The organism is Neoroseomonas lacus, assembly GCF_014644535.1.
GTDB classification, from domain to species: Bacteria; Pseudomonadota; Alphaproteobacteria; order Acetobacterales; family Acetobacteraceae; genus Neoroseomonas; species Neoroseomonas lacus.
Genome location: NZ_BMKW01000002.1, coordinates 251,866 through 267,806, shown reverse-complemented (window position 1 = coordinate 267,806; position 15,941 = coordinate 251,866). Strand labels below are relative to the sequence as shown.

Below are 15,941 nucleotides of genomic sequence, written 5' to 3'. Positions count from 1 at the left end.
GAACATGGCCGGAAAGATAGCCATGCGATCGTGCAAAATGCACGGAGCCGCCATAGCCTTCGCGGCGATGAACCACGCCCACCTCGAAGCCTGCAACCGCCACCTGTGGGTGGTCGCGGCAGGCACCCGCCTCGCCGATGATGCAATCCATGCAGCCCTGGGCCGGCCGGGCTACCCGCCACCCTATTCCACCGTCCCCGGGATGGCCTAGACGCTGATGCCGCCGGGATACGAGGCCTTCACCATGAGCCTGGGCAGGCGTTGGCATGCGATGTCGCGGCTGGGCGAGGCCGACCGCTTCACGGCGCAGGCGGCCAGCCCCGTCTTGTCCCGGCTGTCGGCGATCCTCCAGGCGGTGGCGCGGGAGGCCCGGCGCGGCGAGGGCGACCAATGGAGGGCAGGATGACCAAACGCAGCCATGACCTTGTGGGATTGAACTCCCTCATCAACCCGCCGGCGCCCGGGTAGGCCAGGGCGATGTGCGGCAGGTTCGCGAAGTTCGCATCCAGCGCCGAGCGTGCTGCCATGCGGGCGGAGGACTGGCGATCGATCCGAGAGGAATGGCGGCCTAGGCCGGGGCGCGAAGGCGCCGACCCGGATGGCCGGCTATCGCGGGGCCGCTTCAACATCGGCCCGGCCCAGACGATCAAGGCGATCCGCCGGAACCCCGAGACGGATGAACTGCTGACCGACCCGCTGCTGTGGGGCCTCGTCCCGCGATGGACCAAGGACCTGAAGCAGGCCCGCAAGCCCATCAACGCGAGGTCGGAGACGGTACGGACCTCGGGCATGTTCAAGGACTGCTTTGCGCGCCGGCGATGCCTCGTGCCGATGGATGCCTATTACGAATGGTCGGGCGAGAAGCCGCCGAAGCAGCCTTGGGCGATCGGGCGGCGCGACGGCCACGAGTTCCTTGTCGGGGCGATTTGGGACGGCTGGCGGGCGCGGATGGCGCGATCCTGCGGACCATCGCGCTGATCACTACCGTGCCGAACGAGCCACTGGCGAAGATTCACGACCGGATGCCGGTGATAGTCCGGCATGATGATGTGGAGACTTGGATCGGGGAGGATGCCGACGCGGCCGCGGGCCTGATGGTGTCGGCGCCGGACACGTACCTGCGCGCCTGGGCGGTTGGCAGGGCGGTGGGCGATGTGCGGAATGACGGGCCGGAACTGCTCGCGCCGATCAATCTGCCGGCGGGGCCGGATGAATGATCCGGGTGCCGTTCTATGCCGGCCAGCGGGACCCTGGGCGGAACTGAAGGGACATGCTCCCTGATCCGCCCATTGAGGCGATCCTGTCCGCGGAGGCTGACTGGGCGCGGCTGGAACCGCTGATCCGCTTCGTCTGGCTTTTCGGGAGCAGGGCGCGCGGCGACCACCGGCCGGATAGCGATATCGACCTCGCCGTCTCCCACGACATTGACCCGGAATTTCTGCGGCAGGTTCGGGGCGATGTCGCTTGGGCTCAGGCCCTGACGTGGTCAGGCTGCCACAAGCGAGGGGTCGCCACCCTGGCATCGGCCTTTCGGGTGCCTGTGCACGTTGAGGTCATTGGCCGCGACGACCAGCGGGTTAGGCCTGCGGTTCTTCGGGATGGGCTGCTGCTGTATTGGCGGGGCCGCCTCTTGCTGACCCAATGCCGCTGACCCGCCCGGCTCCCGGCGCCCCGGCCCGGACAGCCAGCCCCGGCCCTCCCAGCCGCCGCCCGTGCTGGCCCTGAGCCTGCCGGACCGCGCCCGGGGGCCTTTTTCCCCGCCCCGGCGCCGGGGCCCGTCCCTGCGCGTCCCCTGAGCGGCCCGGGACCGGCCCCGCGGGGCAGCCCGACCCGGCAGCCCGGAGCAGCGCCGGGACAGCGGCGGCCGTCCCCAAGCCCGCCGGGGGTGTCCCCGGCCGGCCCAAAGTGTCCCCTGCACGTCCCCGAATATCCTCGTTGGTAGCGGCGGGCGGACTTGAACCGCCGACCCCGGCATTATGAGGCCCATAACCACGGTTGAAGAGGCCCAATGCATCCTATCGGACAGCACGGATCTGACCGGCCAACCCTTCGTAAGCGCGCGGTGCCTTGCGCCATGGAAAGTGTGAAGGGCCAAATCGACGTCAAACGCGGAGGTTAGGCGGCGTCACATCGTATCACTGCGGATCAGACCAGCGCATTCCAAACGTGGGGACTAATGTGGGCGCCGATGCGTGCAGTGTTAATTTTATCGAGTAAATTCAAATTGTTAGCGTTAGAAAATGGTGCGGTCGAGAAGATTCGAACTTCCACAGGGTTGCCCCTACCAGCACCTCAAGCTGGCGCGTCTACCATTCCGCCACGACCGCAAACCGGGTAGAGGGCGCGGCGTATAACCCATGACCGCGCCGCCATCAACATGCCCTCTCGATTGGATCGTCAGCGAGGGGCGAACCCCCTATGCTGAGGCGCTCTCGGCCATGGAGGCCCACGTCGCCGCGATCCGCGCCGAGGGCGCACGCGAACGCGTCTGGCTGGTGGAGCACGACCCCACCTACACCGCCGGCACCTCGGCCAAGGCCGACGACCTGCGCGACGCCCGATTCCCGGTGTTCAACGCCGGGCGTGGCGGGCAATGGACCTATCACGGGCCCGGACAACGCACCGGCTACGTGATGCTTGACCTGCAGAACGCTCACGGGTCGGTGCCCGCCCGCGACATCCGCGCCTATGTCCATGGGCTGGAGGAATGGATGATCCGCGCCCTGGACCGGTTCAACGTCAGGGCGGAACGGCGCGAGGGCCGAGTCGGGCTGTGGGTGGCCAACCGCGCCGGCGGGGAAGACAAGATCGCCGCGATCGGCGTGCGGGTGACCCGGTGGGTGAGCTGGCACGGGGTTGCCCTGAACGTGGACCCGGATCTCGACCATTTCAGCGGGATCGTACCGTGCGGGATCAGTGAATTCGGGGTGACCAGCCTGCATGGGCAGGGGGTCCTGGCGACGATGGAAGAAGCGGATGCGGCACTGAAGGCGGCTTGGGGCGAGGTATTCGGCTGACGCCATGGCCGCCCGGGCAATGATTGCCATGCGTGCCGCCTGTCAGGCATTACAGAATCTACATCCAGATCACCGGGAGGATCCGATGACAATCAATAGACGCAACATGATGGCCGGCGCTGGCGCTGGCCTCGCCGTGCTGGGGCTTGGCCGGCAGGCCACTGCCCAACCGCGCAACCCGGCCTGGCCGCGCGCGCTCAACATGGGCACCGCGGCGCCCGGCGGCACCTATGCGCTGTATGGTCCGGCCTGGGGCCAGATCGTCCAGGAAGCGACGGGGATCAACATTTCCTTTCGCACGACGCAGGGGCCGAACCAGAATATCATCCTGGTCCAGCGTCGCGAGGTCGAACTCGGCATGGTGACCATGGGTGTCGCGCTGCAGGCCTGGAACGGCGAGGGCGCCTGGACGCAAGGCAACAAGTTCCGCGATATCCGCGCCCTGTTCCCGATGTATGACACGCCATTCCACGGCATCGCGTTGAAGCGCAGCGGCATCACCCAGATGTCGCAGCTGGCGGGCAAGAATGTCGGCGTCGGGCCGCGCGGCGGCACGCCCGGTACCTATTTCCCGCTGATGCTCGACCGGCTCGGCTACAAGCCGGCCACGATACGCTTCGGGTCGGGGTCTGACATGTCGGGGCAGTTGCAGGACGGGTTGCTGGACGCCTTCCTGTTCGCCTCGGGCGTGCCGATCCCGGCCTTCAGCGAGGCGGAGACGCAGGGTGAGGTCAATTTCCTCGACTTCACCGCCGAGGATGTGACGAAGCTGACCCAGGCCTTTCCGGAACTGTCCGCCGGTACCGTGGCGGGCAGCACCTATCGCACCGCGGGTCGCGACCTGCGCGTGGTCGGCATGTTCAACTTCGCCATCGGCCACAAGTCGCTGTCGGATGACCTGGTCTATGAGATGGTGAAGGCGGTGCTGAGCCAGAATGCGCGGCTGAAGCAGGTGATCGCGGCGGGATCGGAGACCTTGGCGTCGAACGCCAGCAAGAACACCTTCCTGCCGTTCCACCCTGGTGCCGCGCGCTACCTGCGCGAGGTGGGGCAGACGATCCCGGACAACCTGGTCCTGGCCTGAACAACGGGCGGCCGGGGCAGCGATGCGCCGGCCGCGCCGTCAGCTCTGCACCACCGCTCGGCCCGCGTCCTCCTTCGGGTAGAGACGTTGCTGCCGGAACCACAGCAGCCCCGCCACGGCCAGGCCGGCCACGTCCGTCATCAGTTCAGGCACCATCAGCCCCAGCCCTGCGGCGCCGCTGAGCAGCCGCAGCAGCAGTGGCAGGGGGCCGTTTTGCATCCAGCCCTCTGTCGCGCAGGCGAGCAGATAGACGCCGAGCGTCGCCGTGATGAAGGCCTGCAGGATGTCTGGCAGCGGCCCCTGGGCGAGCAGGGCCGGCGAGATCCAGAACATGTAGGGCACGATGAAGGTCGCCAGGCCCAGCTTCAGCGCGATCACGCTGGTCTTCCACATATCCGCCCTCGCCATCGAGGCGGCGGCGAAGGAGGCGAGCGCGACCGGTGGCGTGATCGCCGACAGGATCGCGAAGTAGAAGATGAACATATGCGCCGAGAGCGGTGGCACGCCGATACGGATCAGCCCCGGTGCAACCACGGCGGCGGCGATCGCGTAGGCTGCTGTCGTCGGGACCCCCATGCCGAGGATGATCGCCACGCACATGGCGAAGACCATCGCCAGGAAGGCCGAGGCGCCCGCGACATCGAGCAGCATGGTCGCGAAGCGCCCACCCACGCCGGTCACGCCAATAACGCCGGCGACGATGCCCGCGGCGGCGCAGACGGCGATGAGCTGCATCATCTCCTTCATCGAACCATGCAGCGTCGCGTAGATGGATGCCAACGTCTCGTGCAGCGCGCCGATCATCGCCACGAGGGGATTCTGGCCCTGGCGCGTGATGCGATGAGTCAGCGCGGTGCCGAGCATGATCACCAGCGTCGCCGCGATGCCCCAGGCAGCGGCGCGGAAGGGTGAGAAGCCCTGCACGAGCATGTAGATCAGCAACACCAAGGGGGCGGCCATGTAGGCATGGCGCGCGAGGTTCACCCAACGCGGCAATTCCTCCTTCGGCAAGCCGCGGATGCCGGATTTGCGCGCGTTCAGATCGCAGTGGATGTAGTTGGCGACATAGAAGAGCAGCGCCGGGATCAGCCCGGCGAGCGCGATTTCGGTGTAGGGGATGCCCAGCACCTCGGCCATGATGAAGGCACCGGCGCCCATCACCGGCGGGGTGATCTGGCCGCCGGTGGAGCTGGTGGCCTCCACCGCGCCGGCGGTGGCGCGGTCATAGCCGACGCGCCGCATCATCGGGATGGTGAAGGCGCCGGAGGCGACCACATTGGCGACCGCGGAGCCGGAAATGGTGCCGAAGAGGATGCCGGAGATGACGGTGACCTTGGCGGGGCCGCCACGCAGGCGGCCGACCAAGGCGAGGGCAAAGTCGTTGAAGTAGTCGCCGGCCTTCGAGGTCTGCAGGAAGGTCGCGAAGACCACGAACATGATGATGAAGGTGGCGCTGACCTGCACGATGGTGCCCAGCACGCCGTTGTTGTTGAAGAGTTCGACCAGTGCCTGGTCGAACGACACGCCACGGTGCCACAGGATGCCAGGCAGCCAGGGGCCGACGAAGCAATAGGCGATGAAGGTGATGGCGATCAGCGGCATGACCAGCCCGGCCGTGCGCCGCGCGAACTCCAGCACCAACAGGATGCCCACGCCGGCGGCGAGCAGGTCCTGCGTGTTGGGGCCCATGAAGGTCCGCATCTCGATGCCATCGGCATCGAAGATGTAGTGCAGAGGGATCAGCAAGGCCGGGATGATGAAGATCAGCTCATACCAGGGCACCCTGTTGCCCGGCTGGCCCGAACTGCGCGGGGCGAACAACGAAAAGCCCAATGCCGCACCGAAGAAGACATGAACGGCGCGCGAGACGGTGGGGTCCACCGGTTCGACCAGCAGAATCCATAAATGCCAGAAGACAAAGGCCGCGGCGCAGGCACGCCAGAGATGGACCTGCCAGCCGGTCAGCTCTCGCCGCGCGGAGGCGAACTCCATGTCGTCGACATCGGTGTTGACGGTGTCTGTCACTGAACGCGTGTCTGCCAACAGCCCGGCCCCCCTTTGATTAAGGCAGGGCTTAGACTGAAAAGCAGGGGCGGGGGAAGGTCAGTGCGCCCGAACTTTGTCTACTGCTGGGCCTAACCGCAGCGGGTGGGTGCGGCCGTCGCCCCCCGAGCATCCATTCGACAGACAAAGAACGGAGGGGGGGCGGGGGAGTTAGTTCTCTCCCCCGGCCTTCAGCCCGCCTCACAGGTCCAGCAACTCGATCTTCCCCTCATGCAGGTCGTACCGCGCTGCGACCACTTTCAGTTTCCCGGCGCTGATCTTCTCCGCGAAATCCGGCTGGCGGATCAGGGACCGGGCGCCGGCCTTGGCGTTTTCCCGTACGGCGTTGTCGATCATGTCGCCGGGTTGGTCGCGGACGGCGTTCACCGCGAAGATGATGGGCCCGAGCATGGGTTGCATGATGGGGGGCACCATGGCGCCGCGGGTGACGACGTCGACGGCGGCGGTGACGGCGCCGCAGCCTTCGTGGCCGAGCACCATGATGGCGGGCGTGCCGAGGGCTTCGACGCCGTAGGCGACGGTGGCCAGGTCGACGGGAGGGATGGTGTTGCCGGCGACGCGGCTGACGAAGACTTCGCCGAGGCCGGCGTGGACCAGGGTTTCGGGGGCGGCGCGGCTGTCGGCGCAGCAGATGATGGTGGCGAAGGGGGCTTGGCCGGCGGTCAGGCTGGCGCGGCGGCCGCGGCCGATGTCGACCGGGGAGGGGTCGTCGGCAACGAAGCGGCGGTTGCCGTCGAGCAGGCGTTCGATCGCTTGGTCGGGCGTGAGGGTGGTGCGGGCGACGGGGGTGTTGGCGCGCACGCGTGGCGCGGCGAAGAGGCCGGCGCAAGCCAGGCAGGCCATGCCGCCGAGGGCGGATCGTCGTGACAGCATTGGTGTCCTCACCGGTGATGACGGGGCGCTAACGGCCTGAAGTCTGTGTCATTACCGGTGAAGAACTGGTTTGCCGCCCGGGGGCGGCGTGGGTGGGGGAGGCGGGCTCCCCCGACCCGTGTGCCGGGTTACCGGCCGCGGCGCAGGAAGGCCGGGGCGGAGGAGCCGTCGCGGAAGTCGCCTTCGCGCCAGGAGCGGTCGCGGCGCGGTTCTTCCTGGCCGACGCCGGCGGTGGCGGTGCGGCGGCGGGCCTGTTCGCCGCCCTGGGAGGCGGGCTTGCCGTTGCCGGTCGGCTTGAAGGAGGTGCCGTGGCCAGCCGGGCGGTGCTGGGCCTGACGCTGCTGCGGCTTGCGCTGCTGCTGCTGGCGCGGCGGGCGCGGAGCCTCGGGCGGCCGGGCGGCCAGTTCCTCGGCCGTCGCGCCGGGGCGCTGTTCGGACGGGATGGTCTGGCGGATCAGCTTCTCGATCGCGCGCAGCTTGTCGCGGTCCTCGTGCGAGCACAGGGCCACGGCTTCGCCCGAGGCGCCGGCGCGCGCGGTGCGGCCGATGCGGTGGACGTAGGTTTCGGGCACTTCCGGCAGGTCGAACTGGATGACGTGGGTGACGCCGTCCACATCGATGCCGCGAGCGGCGATGTCGGTGGCGATCAGCACCGGCGCCGAGCCGTCGCGGAAGGCGGCCAGCGCCCGTTCGCGGGCGTTCTGCGCCTTGTTGCCGTGGATGGCGTTGGCGGCGATGCCGTCCTGGTCGAGTTGCTTCACGATGCGGTCGGCGCCGTGCTTGGTGCGGCTGAACACCAGGGTGCGGCCGACGCCTTCGCTCTTGAGGATTTCGGCGAGCACGCGGCGCTTGCCGGAAGCCGGCACGTTGATGACCCGCTGGGCGACCTTCTCGGCGGTCGTCGCCACGGGGGCGACGGCGACGCGGGCGGGGTCCTTCAGCATCTCGGCCGCGAGACGGTTGATTTCCTGCGGCATGGTGGCGCTGAAGAACAGCGTCTGGCGTTCCTTGGGGATGGTCTTGAGCAGGCGGCGGATGGCCGGCAGGAAGCCCTTGTCGAGCATCTGGTCGGCTTCATCGAGCACCAGGGTGGTGACCATGTCGAGCCGGCCGGCGTTCTGGTCGAGCAGGTCCTGCAGGCGGCCCGGCGTGGCGACGAGGATGTCGACGCCGCGCGAAAGCGCCTGGCGCTGCGGCCCGAAGCCGACGCCGCCGAAGATGACGGCGACCGACAGGCCGAGATGACGGCCGTAGGTCTTCACGCTGTCTGCGATCTGCGAGGCGAGTTCGCGCGTCGGGGACAGCACGAGCACGCGGCAGCCGCCGCGCGGCGGGCGCCCGGAAGTCTGCGACAGGCGGTGCAGGATCGGCAGCGCGAAGGCCGCCGTCTTGCCGGTGCCGGTCTGCGCGATGCCCAGCAGGTCGCGCCCTTCGAGCACGATGGGGATGGACTGCGCCTGGATGGGGGTTGGGGTGGTGTAACCCTCCTCGGCGAGAGCCTGGAGGATGCGAGTGTCGAGGCCGAGGGCCTCGAAGGTATTGGTCAAGATAAATCCTGTGGCACGCGCGCGGCGATATTCGCGGCGCACGTCGCTGCGGTAAGAAAGCCCCGCGGGATAGGGACAGTCCGGTGGGTGGCGCGCCAGTTCCCGACCCGGGCCCGCACCGCGCTTCTTAGTGAGCGACGGGGACCGATCACGCGGCCGGGTGGCGCGTGGCGCGCAGGGGACCCACGCGATGACGGGTGTATGCGCCTTCGCGGGTGCGAAAGGCAAGCGAAAGCGTTGGCGGGGTGGCGGAATACGGGCAGCGGTGCCGCCCCTCTGCGGACCTCATCCTGCCAAGGGCCCTTGGCAACCTCGATTTGGCGCTGGGTATCGCGGTCACGCCGGCCCGTGGGAGGCGCTTCGGGCGCAAGGGCGTGTCTCGGCGCCTATCCCGCCCGCGGCGCACGATGCCAACGGACGGCTTTTCACATGACACTGTCATTTGGCGGGGTGGTCTAGCGGGGCAAAGCCCCTCCATCGACAGCATCTCCTGTCAGACCGGCAGCCTGATCCGGGCGCGCAAGCCGCCGAGCGGGCTGTCCTCCAGGACGATGTCCCCGCCATGGGCGCGCGCGATGTCTCGCGCGATGGCCAGCCCAAGCCCGGTGCCGCCGGCCGAGAAGGTCGCGAAGGGGCGGAAGGCGTCCTCACGCTGGTCTTCCGGCAGGCCGGGGCCATCGTCATCCACCGTCACCATGGCCCAGCTGCCCGATTCCTCGCGCGGTACGCTGGTCAGGCCGATGGCGATACGCCGCGCGTGCTTGCGCGCGTTGTCGAGGAGGTTGCCCAGGCAGCGGCGCAGCGCATCCGCGCGCACCGGCAGCACCAGCGGTTCCGTCGGCAAGGCAAGATCCACCTGGGCGCCGTCGCGCCGGGCCTTGGCGGCGGCTTCCTCGACCAGTTCGGCAAGGTCGGCCGGAGCGTATTGCTCGGTGCCCTCGCCGCGGGCGAAGGCGAGATAGGCGGCGATCAGCCGGTCCATCTCCTCGACATCCTGGGTCATCGCCGCCGCGTCGTCCTGCACCGAGGCGGGCAGCATGGCGATGCCCAGGCGCAGCCGCGTCAATGGCGTGCGCAGATCGTGGCTGATGCCGGCGAGCATTTCCGTGCGGCTTTCAACGAAGCGGCGGATGCGCGACTGCATCGAGTTGTAGGCGATCGCCGCCTGGCGGGCCTCGGCCGCGCCCTCGGGCTTCATCGGGCCGATATCGCGGCCGCGGCCGAATGCGTCGGCGGCCTCGGCGAGGCGGCGGATAGCGCGCACCTGGTTCTTCATGAACAGCGCCGCCACCAGGAACAGCAGCAGCGACGAGCCCACCACCCAGATGACGAACAGGTACAGCGTGCTGCTGAACAGGCGTTTGCGTGCGGCTTCGACATGCAGCACGCCGTCGGGCAGTTGCACGCGGATGATCACGCTGCGGCTGTCGGTCTGCCAATCCGTGTCGAAGGGCAGGCGGACGCGTTCGCGCATGGCGTCGTCGAGGTCTTCCTCTAGCGGCAGCAGCGGCAGGGAGGCTTGGCGGTTGCCGGTGCTGCCGAGCGCGGCGCCGGTCTCGAAGGCCAGCGACAGGTCGAGCCGCCAGGCGGCTTCGCGGAAGATCCAGCCACGGTCCTCGGGGTGCGGGTTGCGCGCCAGCAGCTCGACCACCATCGCGATGTCTCCGGCCACGGCGCCGGCCAGGCGGCGCGAGATGACATCGAGATGGCTGCCATAGAAGAGGAAGAGCGCGATGATCTGCAGTGCGACCAGCGGCACCAGGATGATCAGCAGCGCGCGACCCAGCAGGCCGCGCGGGACCAGGTAGCGGCAGAGGCGGGTGGGGGTCATGGGCAGGAAAGGTCGGGGGAGAGAACTCCCCCGAACCCCCTCCTTTTTCTGACTGTTGGCGACCGACATCGGCGGGATGGCGCCAATTGATAGAAAACGGCGAGGGATTCGGGGGAGGTGTTCCTCCCCCGCTCTTTCCTCATCACGGCCCCGGCCTCAACACATACCCACGATGCCGCACGGTCTGGATGAATCGCGGCTCGCGCGGGTCGGTCTCCACCTTCCGGCGCAGCCGCGTCACCTGCACGTCGATCGCGCGTTCGCCGGCTTCGGGCGTGCCGAGGGCGGTGCCGATCTCCTCGCGGCTCAGCACTTCGCCGACGCGGCGGGCGAGTGCCTGCAACAGCGCCGATTCACCGCCGGTCAGGCGGATGACGCCCTCGGGGCCGCGCAGTTCGGCGCGTTCGACATCGAACCAGCAGGGGCCGAGCTGCACCGGGGCGATGGGGAGGCCATGCGTCGCGACGGGTGGCGCGGCGCGGCGCAGGATGGTGCGGATGCGCAGGGCCAGCTCGCGCGGGTCGAAGGGCTTGGCGAGGTAGTCGTCGACGCCGTGTTCGAGGCCGGCGATGCGGTCTTCCGGCGCGCCGCGCGCGGTCAGCATCAGGATGGGGACTTCGTTGCCGTCGCGGCGCAGCGATTCGGCGAGGGTGAGGCCGGATTCGCCGGGCATCATCACGTCGAGCACCATCAGGTCGAACATCATGGAGGCGATGGCGCGCCGCGCGGCGGCGGCGTCGGCCACGGCGGTGATGCGGAATCCCTGCTCGTTCAGGAAGCGCTGCAGCAGGTCGCGCAACCGGGCATCGTCATCGACGACGAGAAGATGCGCGGTATCGACCGAACCGTTCATCGGGCCGGCCCCAGGGCGGGCGGGCCTTCGAGCGTGTCGCAGGCGGCGCGCGCCTGGTCGCCCATCAGGCCGTGCATGACGCGGCGGAAGCCTTCCACGGCGGCGGGGCCGGCCTCGCGATAGGCGCGCATCACCGTCTCGCGCTGGCGATCGAACAGCCGGCGTTCGAGGGCGGCGCCCTTCTCGGTCAAGGTCAGCAGGCGCTGGCGGCGGTCGCTGCGGCCTGGTGTTTGCGTCACATAGCCCTCCTCGACCAGGGGCTGCAGGACACGGCCGAGGCTCTGCTTGGTGATGGCCAGGATGCCGAGCAGGTCGCCCACCGTGATGCCGGGGCGGCGGCCGACGAAGTGCAGCACGCGGTGATGGGCGCGGCCCATGCCGAGCTCGGCGAGGATCTCGTCCGCGCCGGCGGTGAAGTCCCGATAGCCGAAGAACAGCAGGTCCTGAGCGAGGCGGAGCTCCTCCTCCCGCAGGAACAGCAGGTTGCGGCCGGCGGCGAGGGTGCTGCGCTCGGGGACGTCGGTGATCTGCGCGCTGCTCTTGGCTGGCATGTTCGGGCGTGGGCCTCCACTTTGGTCAGTATCATTGACGCATACGGCGTGTCATTTTAACTTATGGCCGTCTGAAGCAACATTCTTTCGTTCGACATGGCGTTCGCATTGCAAGCCGATGGGCCGAAACACGGAGCAGGAGGATACATCATGATGCTGTCGCCGTCCGCGCCCCGGAACTGCCGTCATGGCTTGTTGCACCCTCGCCGCGCCGTGTCGCAGGCTTAAGATAAGAAACCCTGGAAGGATACGCAGCATGGGCCAGTTTCCGATCACCCGCACCACCGCGCCCAAGCGCAAGCCGGCGGACGACACGCTGACCTTCGGCAAGGTCACCACCGACCACATGTTCCTGATGAACTATGAGGAAGGGAAGGGCTGGCACAATCCGCGCATCGAACCCTATGGCCCGCTCAGCCTCGATCCGGCGACCTCGGTGCTGCATTACGGCCAGGCGATCTTCGACGGGCTGAAGGCGTTCCGCGGCGATGACGGGCAGATCCGCCTGTTCCGCGCCGACCGCCATGCGCAGCGCTTCAACCGGTCCGCCAAGCTGATGAGCATGCCGGAACTGCCGGTGGATGTGATCCGCGACAGCTTCGACGCGCTGGTTGGCCTGGACGCCGACTGGGTGCCGCACAAGGCGGGCACCTCCCTGTATCTGCGCCCGACGATCATCGCGACCGATGTGATGCTGGGCGTGCATCCGGCGCACAGCCTGCTGTATTTCCTGATCCTTTCGCCCGTCGGCTCCTACTACAAGGAGGGCGTGAAGCCGGTACGCATCCTCGCCACCGACAAGCATGTGCGCGCCGTGAAGGGCGGCACGGGCGAGGCGAAGACGGCGGCGAACTACGCGCAGTCGCTGGCTGGGCAACGCGATGCCGAGGCGGCCGGCTACACCCAGGTGCTGTATCTCGATGGCGTGCACCGCCAGTATCTCGACGAGGTCGGCACCATGAACATCATGGTGAAGATCGGCGACGAGGTGATCACGCCGCCGCTGGCCGGCACCATCCTCGATGGCGTGACGCGCGCCTCCACGCTCCAGTTGATGCGCGACTGGGGGCTGAAGGTGTCCGAGCGGCCGATCACCATCGACGAGGTGATGGCGGCTGGGCGCGACAGCTCGCTGAAGGAGATGTGGGGCACGGGCACGGCGGCGGTGGTCTCGCCGGTCGGCACGCTCGGCTACAAGGGCGAGGATGTGCAGATCAATGGCGGGCAGACCGGCGAACTGACGCAGAAGCTTTACGACGCGATCGTCGGCATCCAGTACGGGCGCACCAATGACGCGCATGGCTGGACCAGCGTGGTGAAAGTGCCGGTGACGGCCTGACGGCGGCGCCGGTGCCGGTGGACGGCACCACCACGTTTCGTGCGGCGATGGCATCCGACGCCGATGCCATCGCCGATCTGCTGACGGCCTCCTGGCAGGAGAGCTACGCCGCGCTGCTGCCGGCCGAGCTGCTGCAGCGCCAGTTGCCGGGGCTGCATCGGGCCATGTGGCGCACGCATTTCGGCGCGCCACGGCCGGGCGTGGTGCTGCTCGCCGAAGCGGCCGACGGGCTGCGCGGCTTCTGCGCCACCTGGCTCGATGGCGGCGAGGCCTATGTCGACTATCTGCACCTGCGCCCGGGCCTGCGCGGCGGCGGGCTCGGTCGGTTGCTGCTCGGGCGCGCCGTCGCGGCAGTGATGGCGCAGGGGGCGACGCACGCGGCACTGACCATCATCGAAGGCAATGACGGCGCGCTGCGCTTCTATGAGCGGCTCGGCGGCCTCGCCGGTGCGGCCTATGACGCCGTGCTGCATGGCGTGCCGACGCGCTATCGCCGCATCGCCTGGCCCGATGCGGGGACGATGGTCAGCGCCTGTTGAGCAGGCCGCCGGCGCTCAGCCGGCCGGAAGGAAGGCGAAGGGCGGCGTCGGGACGAACTTCGCCGAGACCTCGCCGCCATAGATCTCGCCACCGGCCAGCGGCAGTTTGCGCGACGGCGCGCCGGCCCTCAGGCCGAGCGCGGCCAGGCTGACCCAGAACACGTTCGGCCGCGTCGCGCTGTCGAACATGTAGGTCAGGTTCTTCTGGTCGGCCGCCGAGCGCCAGATGGTCGAGGCGATGTTCGGCTCGGTCGGCGTGGTGATGCCGAGCGGCACGCTGACGCCACGGATCACGCTGACCACCGAGGCGAGCGCCTGGGTGGCGAAGTCATGGCCCGGCACGCCGGCGATATAGGCCGGCGCGACCTCGGTCGGGATGGCGCCGAGCAGGAAGGAAGCGCGAGCGTAGCGGTCGGCGGCGCGGTTGGTGCCGGGCAGGAAGTTGGTCCCGCCGACGGTGGTCCAGTAGCGGTTGACCGCGAGCTGCTGGTCGTAGCTCGGCGAATTGGTCATCACCACGTAGTCGCGCCCATGATGGATGACGAGGTTGCCGCCGATGTATTCGAAGATGGCGGAATCGCCGCTGCGGTCGGACAGCGCCAGGTGCAGCGAGGCGGCGGAACCATTCGGCAAGGCTGGGGCGGCGATGCGAAAGGGTTCGGCGCGCAATGCCGTCACCGCCTCGGCGACCGTGGCGTAGTTGTCGAGTGCGTATTGCGCCCAGAGGGTGATCGACAGGCGCGGCTTGCCGGAGACCGCCGGGCCGTAGTCCGATTCCGCCAGGTACAGCGCGTGGGCCGCGAGGCCTTGGTCGTTCAGCCCTTCCGCCGTGCCGATGTTGTAGGCGGCCGCGATGACGCTGCCGTAGCGGGCGGTCCATCGCGGCGTGTCGGCCCCGGCGGCGCCGTCGCGCGTCATGCCGGCGGGGAAGGCCCAGAGGTCGGTCGCCATGTCCTCCATCCAGTCCATCGACCGGGCGGTGATCACGACATCGTCCGACCCGCGATAGAGCACGCGGGTGCAGGCCATGGCCGGCGCCGGCAGCATCCCGGCGAGGGCGGCGGCGAGGAGATGGCGACGACGAGTTCGGAGCATGGGTATCCGCCTGCTGGTTGATCGGGCGCGAAGATCGCTCGCAAAACACGAATCAACCACTACAAAAACAACCGGAAGGCGTTGGCGGATCGCGCGGCCGGGCTCGAGCGCGTTGCGGTCACGCCGCCGGGTGGTTCGATCGGCAGGAGATTCGCTCTACCTCGTCGGTAGGCGGAGAAATCCGGGCTCCGCGGGCGGGTCGGCGAATTCCTCCGTGATGTCGATGACCAGCGCCAGCAATGGTCCGCGCCGGCAGGCCGAGAGCAAGGCCTGCACCGCCGCTTCCTCGCCGGCGACCAGCGCTTCCACCGTGTCGTCGCGGCGGTTGCGCACCCAGCCCTGCACGCCGAGCCGTGCGGCTTCGCCGGCCATCCAGTCACGATAGCCGACACCCTGGACGCGGCCCGAGATGATGACCCGGCGCGCTCTCATGACCGCACCAGCGCCAGGAAGCGTTCGGCGAGGTCGAGGTCGGCGGCGGCCCGGATGCGGCGCTCCTCGGCTTCCCAATCGGTGCCCCAGCGCTGTTCCTGCCAGGCCTCGTCGAGCGTTGCCAGACGGTGCGCCGTCACCGCGTCCAGCCGCCCGGCGGACAGCGCCAGGCCAAGCACCAGGCTGCCGAGCGAGGGCACTGCCAGGCCCAGCGCGGCGAGTTCCTCGGTCGCGTGGGTGGCGACGGCATCGCGCAGGGCATCGAGGCTCGCGGACGGCTGCGCCACCGGCATCAGCCCGGCGGTGACGGCCAAGGGCGCGCCATGCGTCTCGGCAACCCAGTCGAGCAGGGGTTGCCATTCGCGCGCCTGCATCGCCGCCAGCACCGGGTCCTCGGCGCGGTAGCAGAGCAGGTCGGTCTCGGCGTATTTCGCCAGGCCGATGACCATGGCCGAGGGATCGGGCGCGATGCGGTCCTGCGCGGTGCCCAGTAGGCGGGTCAGCGGCACCGCCTCCATCGTCATCTCGCCATCCTTCGCGCCGCCCGCGGCCTGCCATTCGGCGGCGATCGCCTCGGCCAGGGCGGCGAAGCCGGTGGCCAGCGGCGCACCGCCCGGCAGGCGCAGCGGCTTGCCGTCGAGCAGCACGGCATGGCCGCCCTCCGGACGGGGGACGGCAACGGCATGGGTCCAGAAGCGCTTCATGGAGGTGTATTT

General features: G+C 68.9%; 16 protein-coding genes, 1 tRNA gene and 1 pseudogene. 8 read left to right on the top strand and 10 right to left on the bottom strand.

From position 1 onward, the window contains the following. Positions 1-37 precede the first annotated feature (37 nt). The 4 genes and pseudogenes from IEY36_RS04665 (at position 38) to IEY36_RS04645 (ending at position 1,651) form a co-directional block, all read left to right on the top strand. Entirely contained in the window at positions 38-211 is a 174-nt protein-coding gene (locus IEY36_RS04665) for a hypothetical protein (protein WP_188965765.1), read from the top strand. 33 nt (positions 212-244) lie between these two features. Continuing rightward, positions 245-406 (top strand): hypothetical protein, encoded by a 162-nt coding sequence (locus IEY36_RS04660; RefSeq protein ID WP_188965764.1) that lies wholly within the window; start codon positions 245-247, stop codon positions 404-406. 71 nt (positions 407-477) lie between these two features. Beyond that, a pseudogene (locus IEY36_RS31065) lies at positions 478-1,217 on the top strand (SOS response-associated peptidase). A 53-nt stretch (positions 1,218-1,270) separates the two neighbouring features. Continuing rightward, on the top strand, positions 1,271-1,651 hold the full coding sequence (locus IEY36_RS04645; protein WP_188965761.1) for a nucleotidyltransferase domain-containing protein: 381 nt from the start codon (positions 1,271-1,273) through the stop codon (positions 1,649-1,651). 590 nt (positions 1,652-2,241) lie between these two features. Here IEY36_RS04645 and IEY36_RS04640 read toward each other — a convergent pair. Continuing rightward, positions 2,242-2,327, bottom strand: a tRNA-Leu gene (locus tag IEY36_RS04640). 30 nt (positions 2,328-2,357) lie between these two features. Here IEY36_RS04640 and lipB point away from each other — a divergent pair. Next, positions 2,358-3,017 carry a lipoyl(octanoyl) transferase LipB gene (lipB, locus tag IEY36_RS04635; RefSeq protein WP_188965760.1) on the top strand — a complete coding sequence of 220 codons (660 nt, stop codon included), beginning with the start codon at positions 2,358-2,360 and terminating at the stop codon, positions 3,015-3,017. 85 nt (positions 3,018-3,102) lie between these two features. After that, positions 3,103-4,101 carry a TAXI family TRAP transporter solute-binding subunit gene (locus IEY36_RS04630; protein WP_188965759.1) on the top strand — a complete coding sequence of 333 codons (999 nt, stop codon included), beginning with the start codon at positions 3,103-3,105 and terminating at the stop codon, positions 4,099-4,101. Positions 4,102-4,140: 39 nt separating this feature from the next. Here IEY36_RS04630 and IEY36_RS04625 read toward each other — a convergent pair whose 3' ends face one another. The 6 genes from IEY36_RS04625 to IEY36_RS04600 form a co-directional block, all read right to left on the bottom strand. Beyond that, entirely contained in the window at positions 4,141-6,126 is a 1,986-nt protein-coding gene (locus IEY36_RS04625) for a TRAP transporter permease (RefSeq protein WP_188965758.1), read from the bottom strand. Between the two features lie 219 nt (positions 6,127-6,345). After that, positions 6,346-7,038 (bottom strand): carbonic anhydrase, encoded by a 693-nt coding sequence (locus tag IEY36_RS04620; protein WP_188965757.1) that lies wholly within the window; start codon positions 7,036-7,038, stop codon positions 6,346-6,348. Between the two features lie 128 nt (positions 7,039-7,166). Beyond that, positions 7,167-8,585: a DEAD/DEAH box helicase gene (locus IEY36_RS04615; RefSeq protein ID WP_188965756.1), complete on the bottom strand. Its 1,419-nt coding sequence runs from the start codon at positions 8,583-8,585 to the stop codon at positions 7,167-7,169. 493 nt (positions 8,586-9,078) lie between these two features. Continuing rightward, positions 9,079-10,416 carry an ATP-binding protein gene (locus IEY36_RS04610; RefSeq protein WP_188965755.1) on the bottom strand — a complete coding sequence of 446 codons (1,338 nt, stop codon included), beginning with the start codon at positions 10,414-10,416 and terminating at the stop codon, positions 9,079-9,081. A gap of 142 nt (positions 10,417-10,558) precedes the next feature. Then, positions 10,559-11,269 carry a response regulator gene (locus IEY36_RS04605; RefSeq protein WP_188965754.1) on the bottom strand — a complete coding sequence of 237 codons (711 nt, stop codon included), beginning with the start codon at positions 11,267-11,269 and terminating at the stop codon, positions 10,559-10,561. Further along, positions 11,266-11,820 (bottom strand): MarR family winged helix-turn-helix transcriptional regulator, encoded by a 555-nt coding sequence (locus tag IEY36_RS04600; protein ID WP_188965753.1) that lies wholly within the window; start codon positions 11,818-11,820, stop codon positions 11,266-11,268. Before IEY36_RS04600 ends, IEY36_RS04605 begins: the two co-directional genes overlap by 4 nt. Before the next feature lie 256 nt (positions 11,821-12,076). Here IEY36_RS04600 and IEY36_RS04595 point away from each other — a divergent pair, with 256 nt between their 5' ends. Together IEY36_RS04595 and IEY36_RS04590 are read left to right on the top strand one after the other, a co-directional pair. After that, a complete protein-coding gene (locus IEY36_RS04595; protein ID WP_188965752.1) occupies positions 12,077-13,159 on the top strand; it encodes a branched-chain amino acid aminotransferase in 1,083 nt (360 codons plus the stop codon). A gap of 17 nt (positions 13,160-13,176) precedes the next feature. Continuing rightward, on the top strand, positions 13,177-13,698 hold the full coding sequence (locus IEY36_RS04590) for a GNAT family N-acetyltransferase (protein WP_188965751.1): 522 nt from the start codon (positions 13,177-13,179) through the stop codon (positions 13,696-13,698). A 15-nt stretch (positions 13,699-13,713) separates the two neighbouring features. Here IEY36_RS04590 and IEY36_RS04585 read toward each other — a convergent pair whose 3' ends face one another. The 3 genes from IEY36_RS04585 to IEY36_RS04575 all read right to left on the bottom strand — a co-directional run bounded on the left by IEY36_RS04585 (position 13,714) and on the right by IEY36_RS04575 (position 15,929). Next, on the bottom strand, positions 13,714-14,793 hold the full coding sequence (locus IEY36_RS04585) for a linear amide C-N hydrolase (RefSeq protein ID WP_188965750.1): 1,080 nt from the start codon (positions 14,791-14,793) through the stop codon (positions 13,714-13,716). Between the two features lie 156 nt (positions 14,794-14,949). Next, a complete protein-coding gene (locus tag IEY36_RS04580) occupies positions 14,950-15,225 on the bottom strand; it encodes an acylphosphatase (RefSeq protein ID WP_188965749.1) in 276 nt (91 codons plus the stop codon). After that, positions 15,222-15,929 (bottom strand): ATP12 family chaperone protein, encoded by a 708-nt coding sequence (locus tag IEY36_RS04575; protein WP_188965748.1) that lies wholly within the window; start codon positions 15,927-15,929, stop codon positions 15,222-15,224. The genes IEY36_RS04580 and IEY36_RS04575 overlap by 4 nt, the downstream gene beginning before the upstream one ends. Between the last annotated feature and the right edge of the window lie 12 nt (positions 15,930-15,941).

Bases quoted from the DNA above. Each gene is read 5' to 3' on its own strand.
- IEY36_RS04665 (WP_188965765.1), top strand. From the start codon at position 38: ATGCACGGAGCCGCCATAGCCTTCGCGGCGATGAACCACGCCCACCTC.
- IEY36_RS04660 (WP_188965764.1), top strand. From the start codon at position 245: ATGAGCCTGGGCAGGCGTTGGCATGCGATGTCGCGGCTGGGCGAGGCC.
- IEY36_RS04645 (WP_188965761.1), top strand. From the start codon at position 1,271: ATGCTCCCTGATCCGCCCATTGAGGCGATCCTGTCCGCGGAGGCTGAC.
- lipB (WP_188965760.1), top strand. From the start codon at position 2,358: ATGACCGCGCCGCCATCAACATGCCCTCTCGATTGGATCGTCAGCGAG.
- IEY36_RS04630 (WP_188965759.1), top strand. From the start codon at position 3,103: ATGACAATCAATAGACGCAACATGATGGCCGGCGCTGGCGCTGGCCTC.
- IEY36_RS04620 (WP_188965757.1), bottom strand. From the start codon at position 7,038: ATGCTGTCACGACGATCCGCCCTCGGCGGCATGGCCTGCCTGGCTTGC.
- IEY36_RS04610 (WP_188965755.1), bottom strand. From the start codon at position 10,416: ATGACCCCCACCCGCCTCTGCCGCTACCTGGTCCCGCGCGGCCTGCTG.
- IEY36_RS04605 (WP_188965754.1), bottom strand. From the start codon at position 11,269: ATGAACGGTTCGGTCGATACCGCGCATCTTCTCGTCGTCGATGACGAT.
- IEY36_RS04600 (WP_188965753.1), bottom strand. From the start codon at position 11,820: ATGCCAGCCAAGAGCAGCGCGCAGATCACCGACGTCCCCGAGCGCAGC.
- IEY36_RS04595 (WP_188965752.1), top strand. From the start codon at position 12,077: ATGGGCCAGTTTCCGATCACCCGCACCACCGCGCCCAAGCGCAAGCCG.
- IEY36_RS04585 (WP_188965750.1), bottom strand. From the start codon at position 14,793: ATGCTCCGAACTCGTCGTCGCCATCTCCTCGCCGCCGCCCTCGCCGGG.
- IEY36_RS04580 (WP_188965749.1), bottom strand. From the start codon at position 15,225: ATGAGAGCGCGCCGGGTCATCATCTCGGGCCGCGTCCAGGGTGTCGGC.
- IEY36_RS04575 (WP_188965748.1), bottom strand. From the start codon at position 15,929: ATGAAGCGCTTCTGGACCCATGCCGTTGCCGTCCCCCGTCCGGAGGGC.